This window comes from Bacillus sp. JZ34, assembly GCF_053903205.1.
On sequence record NZ_CP096403.1, the window covers coordinates 1,368,018 to 1,392,732 of the forward strand.

The 24,715-nt window shown below is 46.5% G+C and carries 34 protein-coding genes and 1 other annotated feature; of the genes, 27 read left to right on the forward strand and 7 right to left on the reverse strand.

The window, feature by feature from the left end; translation table 11 throughout:
* Positions 1 to 24: 24 nt before the first annotated feature.
* The 4 genes from mreC to minD are packed head-to-tail and all read left to right on the forward strand — an operon-like array spanning position 25 to position 2,991.
* Entirely contained in the window at positions 25 to 933 is a 909-nt protein-coding gene (mreC, locus tag M1D90_RS06875) for a rod shape-determining protein MreC (RefSeq protein WP_020452450.1), read from the forward strand.
* Complete coding sequence (gene mreD / locus M1D90_RS06880; protein WP_020452449.1) at positions 930 to 1,448, forward strand: rod shape-determining protein MreD; 519 nt, start codon at positions 930 to 932, stop codon at positions 1,446 to 1,448. Before mreC ends, mreD begins: the two co-directional genes overlap by 4 nt.
* 53 nt (positions 1,449 to 1,501) lie before the next feature.
* Positions 1,502 to 2,182: a septum site-determining protein MinC gene (gene minC / locus M1D90_RS06885; protein WP_023855422.1), complete on the forward strand. Its 681-nt coding sequence runs from the start codon at positions 1,502 to 1,504 to the stop codon at positions 2,180 to 2,182.
* A gap of 2 nt (positions 2,183 to 2,184) precedes the next feature.
* The gene (gene minD, locus M1D90_RS06890) at positions 2,185 to 2,991 is read left to right on the forward strand and encodes a septum site-determining protein MinD (protein WP_020452447.1); all 807 of its coding nucleotides are present in this window, start codon (positions 2,185 to 2,187) and stop codon (positions 2,989 to 2,991) included.
* A 45-nt stretch (positions 2,992 to 3,036) separates the two neighbouring features.
* On the opposite strand, the gene M1D90_RS06895 is transcribed toward minD, so the two are convergent.
* Both M1D90_RS06895 and M1D90_RS06900 read right to left on the reverse strand, forming a co-directional pair.
* Complete coding sequence (locus tag M1D90_RS06895) at positions 3,037 to 3,360, reverse strand: ArsR/SmtB family transcription factor (RefSeq protein ID WP_023855421.1); 324 nt, start codon at positions 3,358 to 3,360, stop codon at positions 3,037 to 3,039.
* Positions 3,360 to 3,788 (reverse strand): SRPBCC family protein, encoded by a 429-nt coding sequence (locus tag M1D90_RS06900; protein ID WP_026579136.1) that lies wholly within the window; start codon positions 3,786 to 3,788, stop codon positions 3,360 to 3,362. Before M1D90_RS06900 ends, M1D90_RS06895 begins: the two co-directional genes overlap by 1 nt.
* A gap of 145 nt (positions 3,789 to 3,933) precedes the next feature.
* Here M1D90_RS06900 and M1D90_RS06905 point away from each other — a divergent pair, with 145 nt between their 5' ends.
* The 9 genes from M1D90_RS06905 (at position 3,934) to pheA (ending at position 10,265) form a co-directional block, all read left to right on the forward strand.
* Positions 3,934 to 4,725 carry a peptidoglycan DD-metalloendopeptidase family protein gene (locus M1D90_RS06905; protein ID WP_105980149.1) on the forward strand — a complete coding sequence of 264 codons (792 nt, stop codon included), beginning with the start codon at positions 3,934 to 3,936 and terminating at the stop codon, positions 4,723 to 4,725.
* Entirely contained in the window at positions 4,718 to 5,584 is an 867-nt protein-coding gene (locus M1D90_RS06910) for a M50 family metallopeptidase (protein WP_020452443.1), read from the forward strand. Before M1D90_RS06905 ends, M1D90_RS06910 begins: the two co-directional genes overlap by 8 nt.
* A 73-nt stretch (positions 5,585 to 5,657) precedes the next feature.
* Positions 5,658 to 5,732, forward strand: a sequence feature (ribosomal protein L21 leader region).
* A gap of 12 nt (positions 5,733 to 5,744) precedes the next feature.
* Positions 5,745 to 6,053, forward strand: coding sequence for a 50S ribosomal protein L21 (gene rplU / locus M1D90_RS06915; protein WP_003184027.1), 309 nt, complete (start codon positions 5,745 to 5,747; stop codon positions 6,051 to 6,053).
* A gap of 12 nt (positions 6,054 to 6,065) precedes the next feature.
* Positions 6,066 to 6,407, forward strand: a complete 342-nt coding sequence (locus tag M1D90_RS06920; RefSeq protein ID WP_020452442.1) for a ribosomal-processing cysteine protease Prp — start codon at positions 6,066 to 6,068, stop codon at positions 6,405 to 6,407.
* A 12-nt stretch (positions 6,408 to 6,419) separates the two neighbouring features.
* On the forward strand, positions 6,420 to 6,701 hold the full coding sequence (gene rpmA / locus M1D90_RS06925) for a 50S ribosomal protein L27 (RefSeq protein WP_003184023.1): 282 nt from the start codon (positions 6,420 to 6,422) through the stop codon (positions 6,699 to 6,701).
* Between the two features lie 226 nt (positions 6,702 to 6,927).
* The gene (locus M1D90_RS06930; RefSeq protein ID WP_020452441.1) at positions 6,928 to 7,506 is read left to right on the forward strand and encodes a sporulation initiation phosphotransferase B; all 579 of its coding nucleotides are present in this window, start codon (positions 6,928 to 6,930) and stop codon (positions 7,504 to 7,506) included.
* Positions 7,507 to 7,538: 32 nt separating this feature from the next.
* Positions 7,539 to 8,825 (forward strand): GTPase ObgE, encoded by a 1,287-nt coding sequence (gene obgE, locus M1D90_RS06935; RefSeq protein ID WP_020452440.1) that lies wholly within the window; start codon positions 7,539 to 7,541, stop codon positions 8,823 to 8,825.
* A gap of 117 nt (positions 8,826 to 8,942) precedes the next feature.
* Positions 8,943 to 9,386: an ACT domain-containing protein gene (locus M1D90_RS06940; RefSeq protein WP_023855415.1), complete on the forward strand. Its 444-nt coding sequence runs from the start codon at positions 8,943 to 8,945 to the stop codon at positions 9,384 to 9,386.
* A gap of 27 nt (positions 9,387 to 9,413) precedes the next feature.
* A complete protein-coding gene (gene pheA, locus M1D90_RS06945) occupies positions 9,414 to 10,265 on the forward strand; it encodes a prephenate dehydratase (RefSeq protein ID WP_025811045.1) in 852 nt (283 codons plus the stop codon).
* 41 nt (positions 10,266 to 10,306) lie between these two features.
* On the opposite strand, the gene M1D90_RS06950 is transcribed toward pheA, so the two are convergent.
* Entirely contained in the window at positions 10,307 to 10,849 is a 543-nt protein-coding gene (locus tag M1D90_RS06950; RefSeq protein WP_020452437.1) for a transcription repressor NadR, read from the reverse strand.
* Positions 10,818 to 11,996, reverse strand: a complete 1,179-nt coding sequence (locus M1D90_RS06955; protein ID WP_026579138.1) for an IscS subfamily cysteine desulfurase — start codon at positions 11,994 to 11,996, stop codon at positions 10,818 to 10,820. The genes M1D90_RS06950 and M1D90_RS06955 overlap by 32 nt, the downstream gene beginning before the upstream one ends.
* A gap of 100 nt (positions 11,997 to 12,096) precedes the next feature.
* On the opposite strand from M1D90_RS06955, the gene nadB reads away from it, so the two are divergent.
* The 7 genes from nadB (at position 12,097) to M1D90_RS06990 (ending at position 18,904) form a co-directional block, all read left to right on the forward strand.
* Positions 12,097 to 13,671 (forward strand): L-aspartate oxidase, encoded by a 1,575-nt coding sequence (nadB, locus tag M1D90_RS06960; protein ID WP_026579139.1) that lies wholly within the window; start codon positions 12,097 to 12,099, stop codon positions 13,669 to 13,671.
* Positions 13,652 to 14,491, forward strand: coding sequence for a carboxylating nicotinate-nucleotide diphosphorylase (gene nadC, locus M1D90_RS06965; protein ID WP_026579140.1), 840 nt, complete (start codon positions 13,652 to 13,654; stop codon positions 14,489 to 14,491). Before nadB ends, nadC begins: the two co-directional genes overlap by 20 nt.
* 21 nt (positions 14,492 to 14,512) lie before the next feature.
* A complete protein-coding gene (nadA, locus tag M1D90_RS06970; RefSeq protein WP_023855409.1) occupies positions 14,513 to 15,622 on the forward strand; it encodes a quinolinate synthase NadA in 1,110 nt (369 codons plus the stop codon).
* A 115-nt stretch (positions 15,623 to 15,737) separates the two neighbouring features.
* On the forward strand, positions 15,738 to 16,784 hold the full coding sequence (gene safA, locus M1D90_RS06975; protein ID WP_456283261.1) for a SafA/ExsA family spore coat assembly protein: 1,047 nt from the start codon (positions 15,738 to 15,740) through the stop codon (positions 16,782 to 16,784).
* Between the two features lie 172 nt (positions 16,785 to 16,956).
* Entirely contained in the window at positions 16,957 to 17,592 is a 636-nt protein-coding gene (locus M1D90_RS06980; protein ID WP_023855407.1) for a YhcN/YlaJ family sporulation lipoprotein, read from the forward strand.
* Positions 17,593 to 17,716: 124 nt separating this feature from the next.
* Positions 17,717 to 18,439: a YebC/PmpR family DNA-binding transcriptional regulator gene (locus M1D90_RS06985; protein ID WP_023855406.1), complete on the forward strand. Its 723-nt coding sequence runs from the start codon at positions 17,717 to 17,719 to the stop codon at positions 18,437 to 18,439.
* A 138-nt stretch (positions 18,440 to 18,577) separates the two neighbouring features.
* Entirely contained in the window at positions 18,578 to 18,904 is a 327-nt protein-coding gene (locus M1D90_RS06990) for a hypothetical protein (protein ID WP_023855405.1), read from the forward strand.
* Between the two features lie 89 nt (positions 18,905 to 18,993).
* On the opposite strand, the gene M1D90_RS06995 is transcribed toward M1D90_RS06990, so the two are convergent.
* The gene (locus M1D90_RS06995) at positions 18,994 to 19,173 is read right to left on the reverse strand and encodes a hypothetical protein (protein ID WP_003183993.1); all 180 of its coding nucleotides are present in this window, start codon (positions 19,171 to 19,173) and stop codon (positions 18,994 to 18,996) included.
* A gap of 403 nt (positions 19,174 to 19,576) precedes the next feature.
* On the opposite strand from M1D90_RS06995, the gene M1D90_RS07000 reads away from it, so the two are divergent.
* From M1D90_RS07000 to M1D90_RS07010, 3 genes are all read left to right on the forward strand, one after another.
* Positions 19,577 to 20,287: a poly-gamma-glutamate hydrolase family protein gene (locus M1D90_RS07000; RefSeq protein ID WP_144498726.1), complete on the forward strand. Its 711-nt coding sequence runs from the start codon at positions 19,577 to 19,579 to the stop codon at positions 20,285 to 20,287.
* Positions 20,288 to 20,346: 59 nt separating this feature from the next.
* Positions 20,347 to 20,811, forward strand: a complete 465-nt coding sequence (locus M1D90_RS07005; RefSeq protein ID WP_026579142.1) for a DinB family protein — start codon at positions 20,347 to 20,349, stop codon at positions 20,809 to 20,811.
* 108 nt (positions 20,812 to 20,919) lie between these two features.
* Positions 20,920 to 21,099, forward strand: coding sequence for a small acid-soluble spore protein H (locus tag M1D90_RS07010; protein ID WP_023855402.1), 180 nt, complete (start codon positions 20,920 to 20,922; stop codon positions 21,097 to 21,099).
* Positions 21,100 to 21,180: 81 nt separating this feature from the next.
* Here M1D90_RS07010 and M1D90_RS07015 read toward each other — a convergent pair whose 3' ends face one another.
* Positions 21,181 to 21,303: a hypothetical protein gene (locus tag M1D90_RS07015; RefSeq protein WP_023855401.1), complete on the reverse strand. Its 123-nt coding sequence runs from the start codon at positions 21,301 to 21,303 to the stop codon at positions 21,181 to 21,183.
* Positions 21,304 to 21,373: 70 nt separating this feature from the next.
* Positions 21,374 to 22,021 (reverse strand): protein kinase family protein, encoded by a 648-nt coding sequence (locus tag M1D90_RS07020; protein WP_020452425.1) that lies wholly within the window; start codon positions 22,019 to 22,021, stop codon positions 21,374 to 21,376.
* A gap of 231 nt (positions 22,022 to 22,252) precedes the next feature.
* On the opposite strand from M1D90_RS07020, the gene M1D90_RS07025 reads away from it, so the two are divergent.
* From M1D90_RS07025 to M1D90_RS07040, 4 genes are all read left to right on the forward strand, one after another.
* Complete coding sequence (locus M1D90_RS07025; RefSeq protein WP_023855400.1) at positions 22,253 to 22,774, forward strand: intercompartmental signaling factor BofC; 522 nt, start codon at positions 22,253 to 22,255, stop codon at positions 22,772 to 22,774.
* A gap of 123 nt (positions 22,775 to 22,897) precedes the next feature.
* The gene (ruvA, locus tag M1D90_RS07030; protein WP_023855399.1) at positions 22,898 to 23,503 is read left to right on the forward strand and encodes a Holliday junction branch migration protein RuvA; all 606 of its coding nucleotides are present in this window, start codon (positions 22,898 to 22,900) and stop codon (positions 23,501 to 23,503) included.
* Positions 23,504 to 23,512: 9 nt separating this feature from the next.
* Positions 23,513 to 24,517 (forward strand): Holliday junction branch migration DNA helicase RuvB, encoded by a 1,005-nt coding sequence (gene ruvB / locus M1D90_RS07035; protein WP_023855398.1) that lies wholly within the window; start codon positions 23,513 to 23,515, stop codon positions 24,515 to 24,517.
* Positions 24,510 to 24,710 carry a DUF2905 domain-containing protein gene (locus tag M1D90_RS07040; protein ID WP_003183984.1) on the forward strand — a complete coding sequence of 67 codons (201 nt, stop codon included), beginning with the start codon at positions 24,510 to 24,512 and terminating at the stop codon, positions 24,708 to 24,710. Before ruvB ends, M1D90_RS07040 begins: the two co-directional genes overlap by 8 nt.
* Positions 24,711 to 24,715: the final 5 nt, after the last annotated feature.

Here is a 24,715-nt window from a genome sequence, read left to right on the forward strand (position 1 = left end):
AGGGAATAGAAGAGGTGTATAATCATGCCGCAGTTTTTTACGAATAAACGGTTGATGCTTTTACTCCTTTGTATCATCATTTTAGTGGCAATGATTGGATTTTCGTTGAAGAATGACCGGAATGCAACTTGGCCCGAAAAATTTATTGGCGATACAACTGGTGTATTCCAGACGATTTTTCATACGCCCGCTCAATTTTTTGCGGGCTTCTTTGAAAATATCGAAGACTTAAAAAATACGTACAGCGAAAATGAGCGCCTGCGGAAAAAGCTCGACGGCCAGACGCAATACGAGGCAAAGCTGCAAGAGCTTGAAAATGAAAATAAGTCTTTAAGAAAAGAGCTCGGCCATTTGAAATCAATTAAAGACTACACGCCGATTCTGGCGACTGTAATCGCCAGAAATCCCGATAAGTATGAGTGGTGGAACCTGATCACGATTAACAAAGGTTCTAAGCACGGCGTCGAAAAGGATATGGCGGTCACAGATGAAAACGGCAACTTGATCGGGAAAATCAAAAGCACTAAAGTGAACAATTTCACTTCCACCGTCCAGCTTTTAAGCGCAACAGACAGAAATAACAGAATTTCTACGGTTATCGCTGCAAATAAAGGCAAGAAAACGGTCAACGGAATCATCAACGGCTACGACTCCGAGAAAAAGGCGCTGTCAATGGAAATCATTGAGCCTGATGAAGACAGGGAAGTGAAAAAAGGAGACCTCGTCGAAACTTCCGGTGCGGGCGGCGTTTTTCCGAAAGGCCTGACAATCGGAAAAGTGACAGAGGTTGAACCCGATTCCTACGGCTTGACAAAAATCGCTTATGTAGAGCCGGCGGCCGATATGTATAACCTTGATAACGTGATCGTCGTCGACAGAACGCTTGATACGGTGGATGTCAACAAGATGGACGATGAGGAGGAAGGTTCGTGAAACGCTTCCTTCTTCCCGTCGTGATGATGTTTGTTTTAGTATCTGACAGCGTCTACGCGGATTTTGTCAACCTGCCTTTTGTGACGGAAGAACAGCAGCTCATCCCGCGTTTTCTGCTGCTTGTCTTAGTTTTTATGACGGCTTATGTCAATCAGCCTTTTGCCATTACATATGGATTTATTTTCGGACTGTTATATGATATTAATTACACCGACCTTTTAGGTGTATATATGTTCGGTTTTGCCGGTATTTGCTATTTATCGTCAAAAGCATTCAAAGTATTGCAGACAAACGCGCTGGTCGTTATTTTTATTTCGCTGCTCGCCGTCTGTGTTCTTGAATTTTACCAATATGGCGTGCAGATGCTGATACGTCCGGAAATCATGCCGTTCCATCAATTTGTGCTCGGCAGGCTCCTGCCTACGCTTGGGCTGAACGCCGTTGGCGGCCTTTTGCTCATTTACCCGTTCAAATGGTTTTTTACCAGTCTTAAGAAAGAGCTGAGGAATGAGTAAAAGAGGATTTTATGAGCCGATGTCGAAAAGAGTATGATGTTGAGGTGAACACCGTGAAGACCCAAAAGCAGCAATACGTAACAATTAAAGGAACGAAAAATGGATTGACGCTTCATCTTGATGACACATGCTCTTTTGAAGAATTATTGTACGGTCTTCAGGATATGCTGTCACTCGAACATTATATGGATGGAAAAGGCCAGAAAATCAGTGTGCTCGTTAAGCTCGGCCACCGTTATGTGACCGAGGAGCAAGAACAGATCCTGACCGATGTGATCACTGAGAAACAAAATCTGTTCATCCACTCCATTGAAAGTGAAGTCATGACCAAAGATGAAGCAAACCGTTTAAAAGCGGAAAGCGAAATTATTTCTGTCGCTAAAATTGTCCGTTCAGGGCAAGTCCTCGAAACGGAGGGTGATTTGCTTCTGATTGGGGATGTGAATCCGGGAGGAATGGTGAAGGCCGGAGGGAATATTTTCATCCTCGGCTCATTAAGAGGGATTGCCCACGCCGGTTTTAATGGAAATAAACGAGCTGTTATTGCGGCTTCGGATATGAGACCGACTCAATTGCGTATCAATCATGTGCTCAATCGCTCCCCAGACCACATCCAAGAAGGGAACGACATGGAATGTGCTTATTTAGATGAAAATGAGAATATGGTCATTGACCGCCTTCAGCAATTAGCTCATTTAAGACCTAGTTTAACAAGGCTTGAGGGAGGAATGTAAAATTGGGTGAAGCTATCGTAATAACCTCGGGGAAAGGCGGAGTAGGCAAAACGACGACATCCGCAAATCTTGGCACCGCCTTGGCCATTTTGGGAAAACGGGTATGTCTCGTTGACACGGATATCGGCCTGCGCAATCTTGATGTCGTCATGGGCCTTGAAAATAGAATCATATATGATTTGGTAGATGTCGTTGAGGAGCGATGCAAAATCCATCAGGCGCTTGTGAAAGATAAACGCTTCGATGATTTGCTTTATTTGCTCCCGGCCGCCCAGACAAGCGATAAGTCGGCTGTTCTTCCCGAGCAGATGGTCAAGCTTGTCCAGCAGCTCAAACAAGACTTCGACTACATTGTCATCGACTGCCCTGCAGGGATTGAGCAAGGTTATAAAAATGCGGTCTCGGGCGCTGACAAAGCGATTGTCGTGACGACACCGGAAATCTCCGCTGTTCGTGACGCCGACCGGATCATCGGCCTGCTTGAAAAAGAAGAAAATATTGAGCCGCCGAGACTTGTCGTCAACCGGATCCGCAACCACTTAATGAAAAACGGCGATACGCTGGATGTTGATGAAGTCATTCAGCACTTGTCGATCGAACTGATCGGTATTGTTGCGGATGATGACGAAGTGATTAAAGCTTCCAATAACGGGGAGCCTGTCGTCATGGATCCGAACAATAAAGCTTCAATCGCATACCGGAACATCGCCCGCCGCGTGCTGGGCGAATCTGTGCCTTTACAGTCGTTTGAAGAAGAAAATAAAGGCGTTTTCGCAAAGATTAAATCATTTTTCGGCGTACGCGCTTAACTTGCAAAAAAGCAATCTCCAAAACGAGATTGCTTTTTTGCAGTTTCATTGATCGTTTTCGACTTTGTGCTTTAACAAGGAAAGCTTATTGTCCCAATACATGTCGAAGTAGGCGAGCCACTGCTGCAGCTCCGCGAGAGGTTCGGGATGAAGCCTGTACAGTTTTTCTCTGCCCGCTTTTCTTCCGCTGACAAGTCCGGCTTCTGACAAAATTCTCAGATGCTTTGAAACAGCCGTTCGGCTCATCGGGAAATGGGTGCTGATATCTGTTACAGGCAATTCCCTGCCGGCGAGGAGCTTCAGCATCTTTCGCCGTGAGGGATCGGAAACGGCTTGGAACACATCATGTTTTACGGCCGATGATGTCACTAGCCTTCAACTGCCTGACGCAGCTTTTGATTGACGATCACTTCCCAGCCGCCATTCATCCGATTGCGGACATCCGCTTGTTTTTCTCCCGCTTTTGCAACCGTTTCTTCCGGCGCGCCCCATCCTGAATGAATCAGGGTAAATTCGGTTTTTTCTGCAGACAGCTCTTTCAATTCAAATGTGACGATCCATCCCGACGTATCCCAGCTGAAAGCGAGTCGATGTGGCGCTTCAAGCTCGATCACTTTGCAAGGGGAGGGGCCGAACGGAGACTGCAAGGTGAATTCACAGCCGATCACCGGACGGAAATCATTTGGCATAAACCAGGCGGCGATGCCTTCACTGGTGGCGACGGCCTCCCACACTTTTTCTATCGATGCGTGAAAAACAGCCTGTTTATGTATATCAGGCACTTGTTGATTGCTCATAATAGACCTCCTAGAAAAAAGTAAAACCAAAAGGTTTCCTATCTATTATATGAAACCTTTTGGTTTTATGTCAATATACCGTCATAAACGCCTAGGACAAGACATATCATTGAACAAACGAACCTGAATGTAAAGGATGAGGGTTATGAGTCATAGAGCAGATGAGATTCGAAAAAGAATGGCCAGGAAAAGAAAGCGGAAGGCGCCGGATAAACAGCCCTTTTCGTCAGGCGGCAAAAAGCTGCCGGTCAAGCCGCCTGCATGGACAGCCTTTTCGGAAGATGAAAAGGCCGGAGACTTCCCTCCGCCTGAGGGAAGCTCCCTGCTGATAAATGGGAAGCACCCTCTTGTCAAAGCGGATGCGCTCATCATGAAATGTCTTCTGTCGGCATGTCTTGTCCTTGTGTCCGCTATTGCCTACAAAGGCCAGTTTGAACCCGCAAACCAAATCAAACCGGTCATCAGCCAGGTGTTTACTGAAGAGTTCCAATTTGCGGCTCTCCAGAATTGGTATGAATCCAAGTTTGGCGATCCCCTCGCATTCTTTCAACCGAAAGGTGAAAAACCATCCGGTCAGGTCGAGGTGAATCAAGATCTCGCTGTTCCTGCCATGGGAAAGGTTCAGGAGAAATTCTCAGGCCAGGGCATTAAGGTAGAAACAGAAGACGAAACGATCCGCAGCATGAAGGAAGGCTATGTCATTGAAGTGGACAAAAATCCGGAAACGGGCCTGACGGTGGTTTTGCAGCATGCGGACAACAGCTATACCTACTACGGCCAGCTGAAAAAAGCGGATGTCGCTTTATACGATTTTATAGATAAAGGAACGAAGCTCGGAACGATTAAGCAGGATAAAAATCAAAAAGGCGTCTATTACTTTGCGATCAAACAAGGAGAGGAATTTGTTGATCCGATACAGGTGATCACATTTGAATAAATGGACGGAGCTCTTCACCAAGCTTCACATTCACCCGCTGCTGTGGCTTGTCATGGCGATCGGTATCATGACAGGACATATTAAAGCGCTGTTTTGTTTAATGATCGTTATTTTGATCCACGAGCTTGGCCACGCTGCTGCTGCCGTTTATTTTTCATGGAGAATTAAAGGCATTTTCCTGCTGCCTTTTGGGGGAACGCTTGAAGTCGATGAACATGGCAACAGACCGTTAAAGGAAGAGCTGGCCGTCATCGCCGCGGGGCCTGTTCAGCATATCTGGCTTCAATTTGCTGCATGGCTTTTGGCGGTCAATTCGCTCGTCAGCCCTCATATATTTGAAACGTTTACCTTTTACAATCTGACCATCCTCTTGATTAATCTGTTTCCGGTTTGGCCGCTTGACGGCGGGAAGCTGCTGTTTTTGCTGTTTTCAAAACACCTTCCGTATCAGAAAGCACAGCGGGTGATGCTGGCTGTGTCGTGCTTTTGCTGTACTGTTTTAATCGCGGCAATTCTGTTGGTTTCCCCGTCACAGCTGAGCGCTTGGGTGCTCCTCGTATTTTTGGCTGCATCCCTTTACCAAGAATATCGCAATCGCCATTACGTCCATATCCGTTTTTTGCTTGAGCGCTATTACGGAAAGGAGAGGGAAGTGCGACGCCTCGCCCCGATCACGGTGTGCGCTGAACAGCAGATTTATGAGGTCATGCTCCTGTTTAAACGAGGCTGCAAACACCCGATCATTATTGAGAAGGACGGACAAAAACTGAGCCAGCTTGATGAAAATGAAGTTCTCCACGCTTATTTTACAGACAAGCGTACGACTTCCTCAATGGAAGATCTGCTTTTGGTTTATTGACCGTCCATCCTTCTAAAAGACATTGACACTCGGGCTCTTTTCTGGTATATTTTTTAATGTTATGGATGTAGCACCCGTGCTACAACCGCTCAGCACAGGTGTTAAGTGCTTTCTTAGCCCCCTGTGATTGGCGAGTCTTAGTTTATTAGGAGGTGCAGAGATGTACGCAATTATTCAAACAGGCGGAAAACAAATCAAAGTTGAAGAAGGCCAAACTGTATACGTCGAAAAGCTTGCTGCTGAAGCCGGCGAAACAGTTACTTTTGACAACGTATTGTTTGTCGGCGGTGAAAATGTTAAAGTTGGCAGCCCTACGGTTGAAGGCGCTACGGTAACAGGCAAAGTTGAAAAACAAGGCCGAGCGAAAAAAATTACCGTATTCAAGTACAAGCCGAAGAAAAACCAACATAAAAAACAAGGTCATCGTCAACCTTACACTAAAGTTGTAATCGAAAAAATCAACGCTTAAGGCGTGTATGATATGATTCATGCAAAGGTTACCAGAGCCCGATCGAACAAAGACATCTTAGGCTTTGAAATGTCGGGACATGCGAATTTTGCTGAACATGGTCAGGATCTCGTTTGTGCAGGGGCATCGGCGGTCGCCTTTGGAGCTGTCAATGCAGTCATGAAGCTGACGGGCATTGAGCCGGTCATTGACCTCGGGGAAGACGGCGGATTTTTATCTTTCGGATTCCCGGACGGTACGGATCGGGAGGCTTTTGAAAAGGCGCAGCTCCTTCTCGAAGGCATGATCGTCTCCCTTGAAACGATCGAACGAGACTACAAAGGTTACTTAAAAGTAACGACGAACAAAATATAGGAGGTGAGCTACATGCTAAGATTAGATCTTCAGTTTTTTGCATCTAAAAAAGGAGTAGGTTCAACGAAGAACGGACGTGACTCTGAGGCGAAGCGCCTAGGTGCTAAACGTGCAGACGGTCAATTCGTATCTGGCGGTTCCATCCTTTATCGTCAGCGCGGAACAAAAATCTATCCAGGTGAAAACGTTGGGCGCGGCGGAGATGACACTCTATATGCAAAAGTCGACGGAACTGTTAAATTCGAACGTTTCGGCCGTAACCGCAAAAAAGTGAGCGTATATCCTGTAGCCTAACCTTTAAACGAAACTCCGGTCGTTCTGACCGGAGTTTTTTACATACAGCACCGTGACTTGCTGAAAAACACCTTCCCGCCCCCTGGACAAGGCCGGGTTTCCGCTCTGATTCTGCTTCTTTAAAGTATATAAACGTGTTTCATTTATACTGCCTTCTCTGTTATAATTCAAAGTACAAACTGAATCAGACTCCTAAAATAGAGAACAAATGATTGGGAGTGCAAAAATGGAAGAAACTTCGAAAAAACAAGAAAAGACGATGGACGATAAGGCTTTGACCCATGAGCTTATTCATCTGCTCAGCCATTCAAGGCACGACTGGATGAATAAACTGCAATTGATTAAAGGAAACTTAACATTAAAAAAGTATGACCGCGTATTTGAAATTATTGATGAAGTGGTCATCGAAGCTCAGCATGAATCAAAGCTTTCAAACCTTAAAATCCCGCGTGCGGCGTATGAGCTGCTTACATTTAACTGGATGGCCCATTCGCTGACGCTTGAATATGAGGTGATCGGTCAGGTCAGAGATTTGTCAGCTTATGAAGAGAAGCTCGTCGTTTTCGTCAGAAAGCTGTTTGGGACTTTTGAGGATGCCGTTTTGAAAGGCGGCGACAATCATCTGACGATCACGCTGCAGACGGACGGTCCGGACGACCGGCTCGTCATCTTTCTGGATTTCCACGGCGTATTCACAAAGCTGACCGGTATCAAAGACTTTCATCATTCACTGGCTGATTTTTATGAAATCAAGCGGCTTGATGTAACAGACCGTGAGTGCATCGCTGAAATTCATATCAAGTAAAGCGGTTTTTTAGGAATAGAACGGAGGACATTATGTTTGTTGATCAGGTAAAAATATACGTAAAAGGCGGAGACGGAGGCAACGGTATGGTTGCTTTCCGCCGCGAAAAATATGTGCCAAAAGGAGGCCCTGCCGGAGGTGACGGCGGAAAAGGCGGAGACGTCGTTTTCAAAGTTGACGAAGGCCTCAGCACGCTGATGGATTTTAGATATCAAAGACATTTTAAGGCGACGCGCGGAGAACATGGCATGTCTAAAAACCAGCACGGCCGAAATGCAGAAGACATGGTTGTAAAAGTCCCGCCCGGCACGGTTGTCATTGACGATGATACAAAGCAGGTCATCGCTGATCTAACGGAGCACGGACAGGAAGCCGTCATCGCAAAAGGAGGACGCGGCGGACGAGGCAATACCCGTTTTGCGACGCCTGCCAACCCGGCGCCGCAGCTTTCTGAAAACGGCGAACCCGGCAAGGAGCGCTATATCGTTCTCGAGCTGAAAGTTTTGGCCGATGTCGGTCTTGTCGGTTTCCCAAGCGTTGGAAAATCAACACTCCTGTCTGTCGTGTCTTCGGCCAAGCCGAAAATTGCCGATTACCATTTTACAACGCTGAATCCGAATCTCGGAATGGTCGAAACGGAAGACGGCCGCAGCTTTGTAATGGCGGATCTTCCGGGACTGATTGAGGGGGCGCACGAAGGGGTTGGCCTCGGACACCAATTCCTCAGACATATCGAAAGAACGCGCGTCATCGTGCACGTGATCGACATGTCGGGTCTTGAAGGGCGCGACCCGTATGAAGATTATGTGACCATCAATAAAGAGCTTGAACAGTATAATCTGAGGCTGACAGAACGTCCTCAAATTATTGTCGCCAATAAAATGGATATGCCGGATGCGGAAGAAAATCTGAAGGCATTCAAAGAAAAGCTTACAGATGATTATCCTGTTTTTCCAATCAGCGCGTTGACCAGACAAGGATTGAGGGATCTGCTGTTTGAGATTGCCGACCGTTTGGAAACGACGCCGGAATTCCCGCTCTACGACGAAGAAGACATGACTGAAAACAGAGTCATGTATAAGCTTGAGGATGAGGAAGCGCCGTTTGAGATCAGCCGTGATCCTGATGGCACCTTTGTGCTCAGCGGAGCCAAGCTTGAACGCTTATTTAAAATGACGGATTTTTCAAGAGACGAGTCTGTTAAGCGTTTCGCCAGACAGCTTCGCGGAATGGGCGTTGATGACGCGCTTCGGGCCCGCGGTGCAAAAGACGGAGATACGATCCGTCTTCTCGAATTTGAATTTGAATTTATCGACTGATCATACCGGAGAGTTTGCCAGGCAAGCTCTCCGACTTTTAGCTGAAAGGAACGCCTTTCCTTTCGCTTGCTGGATCAATGTAAAGGAATCAGGGTTTTTAAAAGGAGAGAAAAGTCTGTGAAAGAGGAGACCTTTTATCTTGTCAGGGAAGACGTGCTGCCGGAGGCAATGCGGAAAACACTTGAGGTCAAAAAGCTGATTGAGCGGAAAAAAGCGGAATCTGTAGCTGAAGCCGTCCAAAAGGTAGATTTGAGCCGAAGCGCTTTTTACAAGTACAGAGATGCGGTTTTTCCTTTTTATACGATGGTCAAGGAACAGATTATCACGCTTTTTTTTCATTTGGAGGACCGCTCGGGAACGCTGTCCCATCTGCTCCAAGTGGTGGCTGAATCGGGCTGCAACGTGCTGTCGATCCACCAGACCATCCCTCTTCAAGGAAGAGCGAATGTCACGCTGTCCGTCAGTACGAGAGGAATGGATGGAAATATCGATTTGCTGATGAACAAATTAAGAAAGCTGGAATTCGTAGAAAAGGTCGAAATACTAGGTTCGGGCGCTTAAAGGGAGAGAATGTCATATATCATGAGTATGAGAGTAGGTTATTTAGGTCCAGAAGCAACATTTACGCACCTTGCCGTCTGCTCCTGCTTTTCAGATGCAGACCAGCAAGCATTTAACACAATACCCGCCTGTATGGATGCGGCGATGAACGGCGAGATTGATCTGGCTGTCGTCCCGCTTGAAAATGCAATTGAAGGATCGGTGAATCTGACAATAGACTACTTAATCCACGAACAGCCCCTTTATATTGTCGGAGAAATCACCGCTCCCATCCGTCAGCATTTACTTGTGCATCCTGCAAGAAAAGAGGCTTGGGAAGACATTCAGAAAGTTTATTCCCATTCCCATGCGATCGCGCAATGTCATAAATTTTTGCACAGCCGGTTCCGCTCCATTCCGTTTGAATATGCGACATCCACCGGTGCAGCTGCAAAATACGTGAGTGAACATCCGGACGAGAACATCGGCGTGATTGCCAATGAAATGGCAGCCGCTACGTATGGATTAGACATCGTCAAAAGAGATGTGCATGACTATGAATATAATCACACGAGATTTGTGATGCTTCATCCGGATCACGAGGCATCTCCGCCGGTCAATCCGCACTTGACGGGAAGGCCGAAAACGACTTTGCTGGTAACCCTTCCTTCGGACAGATCAGGGGCTCTCCACCAGGTGCTGTCGGCTTTCGCCTGGAGAAATTTGAATCTTTCTAAAATTGAATCGCGGCCGACAAAAACCGGTCTCGGCAATTATTTTTTCATTATTGATATTGAAATGGCACTGGACGATGTGCTGATTCCAGGTGCGATAGCTGAGCTTGAAGCTTTGGGCTGCAAGGTGAAAATGCTCGGAGCCTACAATGCGTATACATTATAAAGAAAGGTCCTTTGCGTTGATGACGGCAAAGGACCTTTTCTTTATTCGGGAATGAGGATGCCCGCTTTTTGCAGGGCGTCGCAAGCTTGTTCGATCTTCTCTTCGTCATCTGCCTCCAATGTGTGCAGATGGGTGCCGTTTGTCAGTTGAGACAGATAAGCGGCGTTTGTCGAAGAGATTTTTTTGACGAAGTCCGAGACTTCTTTTCTTGTGCTGACTCTGATCGAAGCTGTTAAGTCGCCGTAGACAGGATGTTCAATCGTTACATCTTTCACCGTTACGCCAAAGTCGACGATCAGATTCAGCTCTTCTTCCGTTTTTTCCGGCTCATGGTCGCAAGCGATGAGCCGCTGAACCGGCTGTTTTTTGCCGAGAACTGACTGCAAATACACGTATCCTTGGCTTGTTGCGATGATCGGTTCGTTTTTTGCTTTTAATAAAGAAATGTCCTGTACGATGACCTGCCGTGAAACAGATGCTCTTTTCGCCAGTTCGCTTCCTGTCAGCGGAGCCTCAGACTCCTTCAGCCAGGCCAGAAGCTGCTGGCGCCGCTCAGCGCCCGTAAGTTTTAATCCGTCTGTCAATCCGATGGTCTCCTTTCTCATGCATCATATCTTCAAAAACGTCCAACAGCTTATCAACATGTTCGCTTGTCGTATCGCATCCGAACGAAATTCGGACGAATTGAAGCGCGAGCTCCCTTGGGACTAAAAGGGCTTTCATCGTATTCGACGGCTCATGATAGCCGGCTGAACACGCGCTTCCGGTAGAAATGCAAATTCCTCTCCGATTACATTCCAGCATAGTATATTGTCCTTCAAAGGAATGAAAAAAACAACCTATAATATGCGGCAGAACATGCGAATTTGCCGAATCGGGCACAGCGAGGGAGACGGGAAGCTTCCGGGCTTTTGCCTTTTCCAGAAAACGGGCGCGCAGATCCTGATGTTTAAGATGCGCGGCATCCATACGCTTTATTGTCAACTCGGCAGCGGTAATGAAAGCGCCGATTCCAGGGACATTGACGGTGCCGCTCTTCAATCCGTTTTCATGTAAAGTGCCCGGGTAGACGGGTTTCCAGTTCACACCAGGCCGAATATAGACCGCTCCAACTCCTTTTGGTCCGTATACTTTATGGCTTGAAACAGATAAGGCATCAGCGCCGAGCTCATCAATGCCGACCGGAATCTTGGCAAAGGTCTGTACGCAGTCGCTGTGCAGGAGCACGTCCCGCTTATGCAAGTAAGCCGAAAGCTTTGCCAGGGGCTGGATGACGCCTGTTTCTGAGTTGGCATGCTGAATTGAGACGAGACCTGTATCAGGACGGAGGTGCCGTTCCAGTATCTCTGTTGTGATGATGCCTGAAGCATTCGGTTTCATCAAGTCGACTTCAAAGCCCAGTATCTCAAGATGCCGCTTCAAAATGTGGATCGACTGATGTTCCATTTCTGTCATTAAAAAGCGCTGCTTTCCGGCGGGGAGTCCATTTAAGATGGAGTGAATCGCCAAAAAATTGGCTTCGGTGCCGCCGCTCGTAAAATAAACGCCTTCTTCTTCCCCGGATAAAAGTTCCGCCATCTTTTGGCGGCAGTAGCGCAGAATACTTTCGGCTTTCCCTCCCGCATCGTGCAGACTGCTCGAATTTCCGTACACGTCTGTGCTCAGTTTTTGAAACGCGTCCAAGGCTTCTTTTGCCGCCGGTGTCGTTGCTGCATAATCAAGATAAATCACGGCTCTCGTCTCCCATTCTTTATAAAAAATACTTGAGTTTATTTTATCGATATGTAAATATAGGTGTCAAGACACATGTAAATTTACAGGAGGGGTCGACATGTCTCATCAGACGATAATTGTTGTCGGAGCAGGTGCCGCTGCGCTGTCTTTTGCTGCAGCCATTCCGCCGTCTTATGAAGTGATTGTGATGACAAAAGCATCTGTAAAAGACAGCAATTCAACCCTCGCTCAGGGAGGAATTGCCTCGGCTGTATTGCCTCGCGATTCCTGGTCAGCTCATGCGGACGACACATTATATGCCGGATGCGGCCACAATCAAATCGAAGCCGTTCAAGATGCCATTAAAGACGGCCAGCGCCTTGTTGATGAGCTGATTCTTCAGCATTTCCCTTTTGATACTGACGAATCCGGAAAGCTCAGCCTCGGCAAAGAAGGCGCACATTCGATGAACAGAATTTTGCATGCCGGGGGAGACGCTACGGGGCAGGCGCTGATCCGGCACTTAATCGGAAGGCTCGGTCCTCACGTCATACTGAAAGAATACGAAACGGCGGCGGATTTATGGATGGAAGACGGACGCTGTGCGGGAGTCTGGACGAAAGACCGCCAGGGAAAGACTTTTCTCAGGAAAGCCGATTTTGTTGTGCTGGCGGCAGGAGGCTGCGGAAATCTATTTCAAATCAACACGAATAACCGTTCTGTGACAAGCGATGCGATTTCTTTGGCATATCGGGCAGGAGCCGAGCTCGCAGATTTGGAATTCGTTCAATTTCACCCTACATTGCTCGTCAAAGACGGGCGCGCACACGGGCTTGTTTCAGAAGCTGTGCGTGGAGAAGGAGCTGTCTTGGTTGATGAAAACGGCCAGCGGGTGATGGAAGGGATTCACCACATGCAGGATTTAGCGCCGCGGGACATCGTATCTCGTGCGATTCACGAAAAGCTTGCCTGCGGAAGCAGCGTATTTTTGGATATTACCCGCATATCAGACTTTAAAAGCCGCTTCCCTACGATTTCCTCTCTTTGCGAAAAAGCCGGAATTTCCATTGAAGAAGGCCGGCTTCCGGTTTCACCGGGCATGCATTTTTTAATGGGGGGCGTTTCTGTGAACAGATGGGGGGAAACGGCGGTTCCACACCTTTATGTGATTGGGGAAGCTGCATGCACCGGCTTTCACGGTGCCAACCGTCTGGCAAGCAATTCTCTCTTGGAATGCATCGTCTTCGGAAGGAGAGCGGCGGAACGGATACAAGCTTATCAAAAACCTGAGCCTGTCAGAGGACAATCTCCTCTGCCTGAGGATGTGACATATTCTGTTCCCCTGACAGATGTGAAGGATATTCAAAAACACATGACAGATCATGTGGCGATCGTGCGAACGGAGGATGAATTGACGAAGGCGAAAGAATGGCTTGAGCGAGTGCCTTTTCAAATCATGAATGTGAAAGAAATCACAAAAGAACAGCTTGAATTAGCTCATTTATGGCAGACCGCCAAGCAGATGACGGCCTCGGCATTGCTTCGTACAGAAAGCAGAGGCGGCCATTATCGTTCGGATCGCCCGGCGCCTGATGATAAAAACTGGCATGGCAAGCAAATCGTTCACACAAAAGGCGGGATCAAGATAAGACAAAACGAAGGGATTGTGAAATATGCAGCGGCTCATACTTAGGAACATGCTTAAAGAATTTTTCAAGGAAGATATCGGCTGGGGGGATTTCACTTCTGAAGCCGTTTTCGATGCCAATCTTCAATGCGAAGCGGTCATCACAGCGAAGGATGACGGATGGTTTGCAGGAGAATTAGTAATTTTCGAAGGCTTTCGGCTGCTCGATGAAACGATTGCCGTGCAAATGCTGAAAACAGATGGCGAAGCGGTCCATAAAGGAGAAACGATCGCGAGGCTCAAAGGCCGTGCAGCTTCTCTCATGACCGGCGAACGGGTCGTGCTGAATCTCATTCAAAGAATGTCGGGGATCGCCACTTTAACAAAGCAGTCCGTTATCAGGCTGAATGATCCGGATATCGCGATTTGCGATACGAGAAAGACGACGCCGGGCCTGCGCATTCTTGAAAAATACGCGGTCAAAACCGGCGGGGGCTGCAATCACCGCTTTGGTTTGGACGGCGGCATCATGATTAAAGACAACCACATTGCCGCCTGCGGCTCGATTTCAAAAGCGGTTGAAAAAGCACGGGCAGCGTGCGGCCATATGGTCAAAATCGAGGTGGAGATCGAGTCTGAACAAGAGCTTCAAGAAGCGATTGAGGCTGAAGCCGATATCATTATGTTTGACAATTGTCCTCCTGACAAGGTGAAAGCATTTGCGGAAATGACACCCGCAGGCATTATGACGGAAGCTTCAGGCGGAATTTCATTTGAAAATCTCCCCGCATACAGGGGAACAGGGGTGCACTGTATTTCATTGGGCTACTTGACCCATTCGGCGAAAAGCCTTGATATCAGCATGAATGTCGATCTGAAAAAATAAGCGGGATTGGAGAGGTGACAGATGTCTATTTTAAACTTGATTCATGACAGGAACGCCGGCATGATGCCGGAGCTGTATAAAGAATTGACCGAAGAAGAAATGGCCGGAAGGATTTTGAATATCAAAAAGAAATTCGGAGAAAGGCTGTTTATCCCGGGGCATCACTACCAAAAAGACGAAGTGATCCAATTTGCGGACGCGACGGGAGATTCGCTTCAGCTGGCGCAAGTCGCCCAAAAAAATAAAAAAGCGGAATATATCGTGTTCTGTGGCGTACATTTTATGGCAGAAACAGCCGATATGCTTACTTCCGACGAACAGATTGTCGTTTTGCCGGACATGCGCGCAGGCTGTTCGATGGCCGATATGGCCAACATGCAGCAGACGAATCGCGCCTGGGAAGAGCTTGCAGAGCTGTTTGGCGATACCATTATTCCCCTCACATATGTCAATTCGACAGCGGAAATCAAAGCTTTTGTAGGAAGAAACGGGGGAGCGTCCGTGACATCCTCAAATGCGGCCCGCATGTTGACATGGGCGCTATCGCAAAAGGAGAGAATTTTATTTCTTCCGGATCAGCACTTGGGACGAAACACGGCATTTGACCTCGGCATTCCCCTCAGCAGAATGGCGGTGTGGGATCCCATCGCAGAAAAACTTGAGTATAACGGCGATTATGAAGACATAAAAATCATTTTGTGGAAGGGGCATTGCTCTGTTCACGAAAAATTTACCGCGGCGAATATCAAAAGTGTTAAAGAACGGGATTCGGACATTAATGTTATCGTTCATCCGGAATGCACCCATGAAGTCGTCGCACTCAGCGATTTCAGCGGGTCTACAAAAAAAATCATCGATACGATTAATGAAGCAAAACCGGGGAGCAAATGGGCGATTGGAACAGAGATGAACCTTGTTTCGCGCATCATTCAAGAACATCCTGATAAACAAATCGAATCCCTTAATCCAGATATGTGCCCTTGTTTGACAATGAACAGAATCGACATGCCGCATTTGCTGTGGTCGCTGGAGCAGATTGACAAAGGTGAACTGACAGGCGTGATCAAAGTTGATCAAGATATCGCAAAAGATGCCATTCTTGCGCTGAATCGGATGTTAACGATCCGTTAAATGTTTGGAGAACAAGTTTTTATCATAACCCCTCCGCTATGCGCATAAATTTGTGGAGAAGCATATTTGTTATTCTCATCTGTTCGTTCACGTTTTTGCATAGGAGGGGAAAACGTTGAAAATTCATATTGTCCAAAAGGGCGATTCTCTGGAAAAAATCGCGGAAAGATATGAAGTGGACTTTGAAGAACTGAAAAAGCTGAATTCGCAGCTGAGCAATCCAGATTTGATCATGCCGGGCATGAAAATCAAAGTACCGTCAGGGGGAGTGCCGGTCAAAAAAGAAGAACAGCTCAATATGAGAAAAGAGTTACCGAAAAAACAGCAGGAACATCCATTTGCAAAAGAAAAGCCGAAAGGTAAGCTTGATGTTGAAGATATAAAACCGAAAGAAAAGCCTTCGGTTCCTTATGTTCCGCCTGTCCCGAACATCGGGCAGTCAAGTTTGCCTGAAGGCGACATTTCAAATTTGTATCAAAGCGTCAATCAGCTTCATCAGCCGTACGCACCTCCAAAACCTTATGAACATCAAGAGAAAGGCCCTAACATGTATAATCCATGGACAAATGAGGAGGAGAATCATATGGAAAATGTCAATTATCCGAATGTTCCGCAGCCGCCGAATGTCGGTGCAGCAGGTGATGAAAATAAGCAGTTTCACGGCATGCCAAATGTAGCTGCTGCCGGATATCATCACCATCCGCATCCTTATCCGTTCTATCCTGGAGGCTGCTGGATTCCTGTTTCACCGGTGCTGCCTGGATCGGGCTTATGCCACCCTTGGTATCCATATCCTGCTCAAATGCCTTACATGCCTCAGCCTAGCTATGTATCTCCTGCTGAATATGACGGTGATGACAACATGGGGCATGACAATGCCGGTCATCACGGATATCATCATCAGCCGATGACTGCTCCGGCATATGCGCCTTATCAGCCGTTTCCGGGATATGCATCACCAAACGTCGGACACGATCCCAATATGGCACACGGCAAAGAAGATGACTGCGGGTGCGGGCCAGGCCAATTCCCGGGAGGTTTTCCGGGTGCGGCGCCATATGGACAGATGCCGCAAATGGGAGCTCCGTACGGTATGGGCGGATACGGACAGCAGCCCGCAGGCGGACAGATGTTTAACAGACCGGAAGATGAAGAAGACTGATTCGGAATGGGACGATGATCTATCGTTCCTTTTTTATTGTGGGCCGCTATAAACACTTTCATGCTTTTTCACTGGACTGTCTATAACTGTCAAGGGTAACTCTTCACATCTCGCACATCCTAAAAAAGAGCGCAATGCTCAAATTCAGCGGTTTTCACGGGGGGTATTACCATTGGACAGCAAGCTGAAAGTGTTTTCGGGTATTTTGCTTTTGACAGCTGGTCTATCTGCCTGCGGAACGAACGACGCTATAGATAATGGAAACAATACGCGTCCGATCGGATATTATTCAAATGATGCAGATCGTAATAACGGTCTTGATAATGACGGTCCTGTTACAGAAATGCTTGAAAACATGAACGGGAGAAACGGTGCAACGAACGTGAACAATCGAGCGGGCAACGGCAATCCCGTTCCAACAGGCGATGGAACTTTCAGCCGGGGAGACATGAATTATCACAATCATTTGGTGAACACGGCGGACACGGGCTATAACAGACCGGAAAACCGTAAAATCTCCAGGAATATCACTGGACGCGTCAACAAGTTGAATTATGTTGACGAGAGTCAGGCCGTCGTAACGAATGAAACGGTCATCATCGCGGTACGGTCAGATAAACAGCTGACAAATAATGAGAGAACTCAAATTAGAAAAGCAGCCAAAACGTTTGCTGGAGACCGGACAGTTCAAGTTGTCGAGGACGACGGCGCATTTACAAGGCTGCGCGAAATGAACGACGACCCTCAGAACATTAGGGATCGCGGAGACACGACGAATAACAATTTGAACCGCTTGCGCAACCAATAAGCAGGGAATTGCCGGGGATTCCCCGGCAATTTTTTAGTAAGCGTTCGGCCGATTTCTTTACAAAAACGGGGAAAACCGTATAAAGTGTACATAGAGACGAGAATTTTTTTGGAGGTAGAAAGATATGGCTGGCCATTCTAAATGGAAAAATATTCAGAGAAGAAAAAATGCCCAAGATGCTAAACGCGGCAAAATTTTCATGAAGCTTGCCAAAGAAATATATGTAGCCGCAAAAGAAGGGGGACCCGATCCCGAATCTAACGCAAGTCTGCGTCTCGTCATCGATAAAGCCAAAAATGCAAACATGCCAAACGACAACATCGACCGCGCCATCAAAAAAGCTTCCGGCAGCCAGGATGGAAAAAGCTACGAGGAAATTACGTATGAGGGCTACGGCCCAAGCGGTGTGGCTGTCATGGTCAAATGTTTGACAGATAATAAAAACCGGACGGCGACAAACGTCAGAACTGCTTTCAGCAAAAACGGCGGCAGCTTGGGGGAAACAGGATGTGTTTCTTATATGTTCGACCGGAAAGGATATATTGCAATCGAGCGTGAAGATCTTGAGATAGATGAAGAGGAGTTTATGCTTGAGGTCATTGATGCCGGTGCCGAGGAGCTAGAAACGAGCGAAGAGCTGTTCGAGATTTATACAGAGCCCGAACAGTTTGAAGAAGTAAAGAAAAACTTGGAGGAGCGCGGCTACGAAACGGCGACAGCCGAAATGACAATGGTTCCGCAAACCTATGCAGAGGTCGATGAAACACTTCAGGAAAAAGTCGAAAAACTCATTGACGCACTTGAAGATGATGACGATGTGCAGGAAGTGTATACGAACGTTCATTAAAGGACGCCGCACCAGGTTCGCGGCGTTTTTTTATGCATTCAACCATTTAGCAGCCGTATCAAGCTGCTGCGGAATCAAGATTTGATTTTTCATCATATATTGTGAAGGAATCTGTCATCATGAGAGGAGGTTCTATAAATGGCTGAACAGCGCGAAAATGAGAAGCCTTTCACGGCTATAGACGCGGGTGCGCAAGATCAGGAAACCGCTCAAGTCATCGAAAAAATCAACAGCTTTATCACGGGATTTGGTCAATCCATCAATGAGCTGGTTCAGAAAAACAGCGGCATCGATCTGAGAGAGGCCGACCTCACAAAAAGTGAAAATGCAGAGATGAATCAAGCGGTCCAAAATATCATCAGCGAATACATTCAAAATATCAACAGCCTGAATGCTGATCTTAGCGGAAAGATCGGTGAATCGATCAACGGCATCGTCACAAACAAAGATCAAAAAGATGTTTAAGCATTTGACAGCATGACGTGTATTGCCGGCAAAGCTCCATTCAGCCTTGTCGGCAAGTTTTTTTATACATATGAGAATGTACTGTAACGCTAAATGCTTTTTTTCATGCCGCAGCGCCGGCATTCACGCAAAAACTGCCCGTTTTTTACAGAGCTTTTAAAAAGGGTGTAATCGCAATTGTCGCACCGTCCGTGGCGGACATCCGGATATTGATTGTAATCATAAACTTTTGTCAGGTCGTAGCCTTTTGTTTCATATTCTGTTTCCATGTTTTATCACCTGCATTTTTATTGTCGGTAATAGGATAACAGAACGGGGATGAAAAGAAAATATAACATCAGCAGCCGGCAGACGCGGCAGATGTTACTTTTATCAAACCGTATACCCCGTTTCTGATAGAATGCCTTATTCTCAAGCGGGATAGGCTGTAGGGAAAGTCGTGCAACAAGAGACGCCTATTCTTATGAGATTTTTTTCTTAAAATTTATCGATCTTTTAAACTAATGAAAAAGCATCATTTTATTTAAATTTTTATTTTTTATCAAACTTATTCATAATTGAACGCGTCATGTCTAAAGCGTAAAATAACTGTGTCACAAAAAAGCCAAATATACAATGAGGCTTGGAGGACATGCTTAGAAATCGAAAGGTAGTGTAAAAGGGGAATAATCAATGAAGAAAAAAGTACTCATCTACTTGGTGATCGCAGCAGTGATGATAAATGGCGCATACAGGTGGTTCGAAAAAACAACCCGGGAGAACTTTCAGATCCAGGCCGGGGACAGATACATGAATTTCAAGGAATTGCAGGAACACGAAAAAAGCGGTTATGACATTGAGTACCACGAAAAAGCGGGAAGCGACTGTTTAATTTTTTCGCCTCATGGAGGAAGAATAGAAGGCGGAGTAAGCGAGCTTGTCAGAGCTTTCAAAGATGATTATTCAACTTATTTATTCGAAGGAAAAAAGGATGAGAACAACTCGGATCTTCATATTACAAGCACAAACTTTGACGAGCCTCTGGCATTGCAGAAAATAAAAGAACACCGCTATACCATCGCATTCCACGGCTATTCCGGCGACCGCCCGCACACGCTTGTGGGAGGAACGGACAGAAAGCTGGCAAAAGCCATCGTCAAATCTCTGAAAGAGTCTGACTTTTCCGCAGAATTGGTCAAAGTGGACGGGAAATTTGCCGGAACTGCCGAGGAAAACATCAATAATGAAAGCCAGTCAGGAATGAGCGTGCAGCTTGAAATCAGCACGGCTCAAAGGAAAGAGTTTTTCGAAGACTTTTCCTATAAAGAGAGGGAGGAAACAAAAACGAGAACATTCCGCAAATATGTCAAGGCGGTCCGAAGGGTGCTGCAGGACAGATGCTGAAAATGGAAACTCGTGTTATTCTGTGTATGAACTGCTAAAACACGAAGGAGGAATAAAAAATGGAACGAAAAGACCGCATCGTTCAGGAATTTATGTCCCACCGTCTGGTGACAGAAGAACTGATTCAAAAGATTGATGAAAAACATCTCGATTACAAACCGACTGAAACGTCGATGCCAGCGAAGGAACTTGTCACGCATATGCTGCAATCTTTCTATGCCTTTGCTTCGGCGGCAAAAGAAGGAAACGGAGAGTCTTTTAAAAAGAAGCCGGAAGAAACAGGGTCAAGCCTGAGCGAGCTCGCCAAAACGTATACAGAAAAAACAAAAAAGCTGCTTGAATCTTTTACGGATGAAGAATTGGATCGTGAGGTCGATTTGACCGGCGTCTTCGGACGGAAAGTAGCCGGCGAACAGCTGCTGCAGCTAGCGATCGGACACGAAATTCATCACAAAGGCAATCTGTTTGTTTATGTGCGTGAAATGGGACACACGGATCTGCCTTTGTACGTAAAGATTCATTGATTACGGGAGCCTGAAGATCACCCCTCCTTGAAAGAAAACCGGCTCAAAAGGAATACGAAAGCAGCCGGGTGTACACATTATGAGTAAAAGCAAAAGGAGGGTGTCAGCATGAATACGCATCGTGCCCAGGAAATCGTCGAATCACCCGACATGGTTGATGTTACTTATAACGGCAGGCCGATTTATATTCAGCATGTCAACGAACAAAATGAAACCGCAAGAATTTTTCCGCTCGGCCAGCCGGAGAACGAGCAGGAAGTACCGCTCGCAAATTTGAAAGAGCATTAAAAAGCAACCCCTTCAAATGAAGGGGTTTTGTATTTGTCTTATCACTCGGCCATCAAAAAAAACACCCGAAAGCCCGAGTGTTTAATTTATGATTTTTGCAAGTCCTCTTACTGCCAGCCTCAGCACATAAAACAACGGCTCAAGCAAATCAACGAGATAAAGATAATCCCATTTATCATCATTTCGTTTCTTCTTTTTCTTCAACAGCTGTTTCTCCCTTCCTGACTTTAATGGGGTTATTTCATATACGGACGCGCCTTCTTTAAGTTTCAAATTAGGGGTGAAATTTGTTTTTTCTGGCGGCCCATTGTTTCTGAAGCCAGTTTTTTTTATAAAGATAAGCGATCAATTCCATCCACAGCTTAGGAAGCCTTTGCGGGAAACGGCTTTTTTTATAAATGGTTTGATAGGCTGTTTTTAAGTCATCCCACTGTCTGCATTCTTTCGTCTGCAAAAACCTGGCCACATCGATGACTTTGATTGTCCCAGCCGGCGTCAGTATCAGGTTTCTGAGGTGGATATCGGATGGATTCAATCCTTTCCGCTTCGCATCGTTCAATGCGCGGTCGACCTCGCAGATCATGTCATCATCGATCGGAATGCCTTTGTTTAAACACTCATAAAAAGTGTATCCTTTAATATACTCCATTAAAATATATGATGGCCCTGTTTCATATATATCAGGATAATAATTCGAATCAGAAAGCTTTTTGTAAATCTCCGCTTCCCTTGCGGCAATGTTCTTAAATTCGGGAAAAAAGACTTTAAGAGCCATTTCCCTGCCCTCTTCAGTCAGCTTAAAAACGTATGCGCTCCTGCCTTTCCCGATCAACTCTAAGTCATCGGGTTTTTGGATAAGTTTATTGAACTTTTTTTTCGTATTATACTTTACGGCCTCTGCATAGGTTTGCGCCTTTTTCACGCCGAACTCACCTTCTTTTTAAGGGCTGGTCAAACGAAAAACTCTCTATAATGTTGTTTATACATGAGAACGAGGGGTTTTGCACCTTAAATGCTTTTGAGTTCTTCATATTGGTTTAAAAATGTAACATTCGTAAACCGGTTGTCATCTAATTGCTTTTTTAGATTAATTTTTAAAAGCGTTGGTCAAACTATGGATATGATCGTTAAGGCAAAAAAGAAGGTGATATTGATGAACAGCCAAAGCAAGTTCAAAATCGGTTTATTGCTTATTGGAAGTCTGCTGGCCGCGCTCAGCTTTCACCTGGAGGCCCTGGCCGAAAAGCCGGCTAAAGTTCAAATCCAGCTTGAAAAGGTTTATCTGGACGGGGACGTTGGAATCGAAAATAAAGTAGAGGCCGCTCGAACACTGGAAGACTTTAAAGCTGCTTATAAAGGGTGGCAGCTCATCGATCAGAAAAAGGGGTTTATTCTGTTTCGCAAACAGGTGGACGACATTTCTCCCCTCAGCAAAACAAACGGTTATATCGGAGTGACGGAAGACGGCGTGATTTCGACTTTTCACGGCCGCCCGGGCATATTATCAGAGCCGATTCAATCGTTTTTTCAGATTGATATAAAGCGCCTGGAAAGCCGGATGGCGGATGATTTGCGCAAAGGGATCCCATACCGCACGAAAAAGGAATTTGAACATGTCATTGAAGCCGTAAAATCATCCGGAAGCCAACATCATGTAAAAGATATGAAGACATGACGCTGTTATGTCTTTTTTCAGCTGCAGACAGAAGCCATTTTTAGCGAACATATGTTAACTTTTTCATTCTAGCTTTGCCTGTTTTGTGTTACAATGAAGAGCAGTCAAAGAGGTGAATGAACGTTGATCGAATTCGTAAAAGGGACGATTGATTATGTATCGCCCCAATATATTGTCATTGAAAACGGCGGGATCGGCTATCAGATCTTTACGCCAAATCCGTTTATTTATAAGAAAAACAGCAACGAAACAATCTATACATACCATTATGTAAGAGAAGATACGAATGCGCTGTACGGCTTTTCGACAAGGGAAGAAAAAATGCTGTTTACGAAAATGCTGAATGTTACGGGAATCGGCCCGAAAGGAGCGCTTGCGATCCTCGCTTCCGGCGATCCGGGAGCGGTGATTGAAGCGATCGAGAATGAGGATGAAGCGTTTCTCGTCAAGTTCCCCGGCGTAGGCAAAAAAACGGCAAGGCAGATCATCCTTGATCTGAAAGGGAAGCTTGCGGACGCCGTTCCTGAAATCGCGGCCGATCTGTTTAACCATGAAGAGCGGGAGCAAATTCATGAAGCGGAAACGGCTCTTGAGGAGGCGCTTGAAGCATTAAGAGCGCTCGGCTATTCCGACCGGGAAATTAAAAAAGTCCAGCCTCATTTGAAAAAGGAAGAGGCGCTTTCGACGGATCAATACGTTAAAAAAGCATTGCAAAAATTGTTAAAGTAAGGTGATATCATGGATGAGCGGCTTGTATCAAGTGAACTAGACAACCATGAATCAGCGATCGAGCAAAGTCTGCGTCCGCAAAGACTGGCTCAGTATATCGGCCAGGAAAAAGTGAAAGACAACCTCAAGGTATTCATTGAAGCTGCGAAAATGCGGGAAGAAACGCTTGACCATGTCTTGTTGTACGGGCCGCCGGGATTGGGAAAAACGACGCTCGCTGCGATCATCGCCAACGAAATGGGAGTCAATCTCAGAACGACGTCAGGTCCGGCGATCGAGCGCCCCGGCGATTTGGCGGCGATATTAACGGCTCTGGAGCCAGGTGACGTTTTATTTATTGACGAGATCCACCGTCTGCACCGTTCGATCGAAGAGGTGCTGTATCCTGCGATGGAAGATTTCTGCCTTGATATCGTGATCGGCAAAGGGCCGTCGGCGCGTTCTGTGAGGCTCGATCTTCCTCCTTTTACCCTTGTCGGCGCGACCACAAGGGTCGGGCTTTTAACCGCGCCTCTCAGGGACAGGTTCGGCGTTCTGTCAAGGCTTGAGTATTACACGCGTGACGAGCTTTCAGACATCGTGATCAGAACGGCGGAGCTGTTTGAGGTTGACATCGATTCGCTCTCGGCTCTCGAAATCGCGAGACGGTCAAGAGGGACGCCGCGGATTGCCAACAGGCTTTTGAGGAGGGTCAGAGATTTTGCCCAGGTGCTTGGAAACAGCTCCATCACGGAGGAAGTGGCGGTGGATGCGCTTGAACGCCTCCAGGTTGATAAACTCGGGCTTGATCATATCGACCGCAAGCTTTTAATGGGCATGATCGAAAAATTTGGCGGCGGTCCAGTCGGCATCGATACGATTTCGGCTACCATCGGTGAGGAGTCTCACACGATCGAGGATGTGTATGAGCCGTATCTTCTTCAAATCGGTTTTATTCAAAGAACGCCGCGGGGGCGCATCGTAACCCCTGATGTATACAGCCACTTTAAAATGGAGGTTCCGAACCGTGACTGAATTTCCAAAGATTTTAATGGTGCTGGGCGCCGTCATTTTTGGCATCGGTTTATTCATGCAAGTCATCGGCAGGCTCCCCGGCGATATTTTTGTAAAAAAGGGAAACGTGACATTTTTCTTTCCGGTTGTTACATGCATTGTCATCAGCATCATTCTGTCCGTGGTGTTTTCGTTTTTCGGACGAATGAAATGACGCGA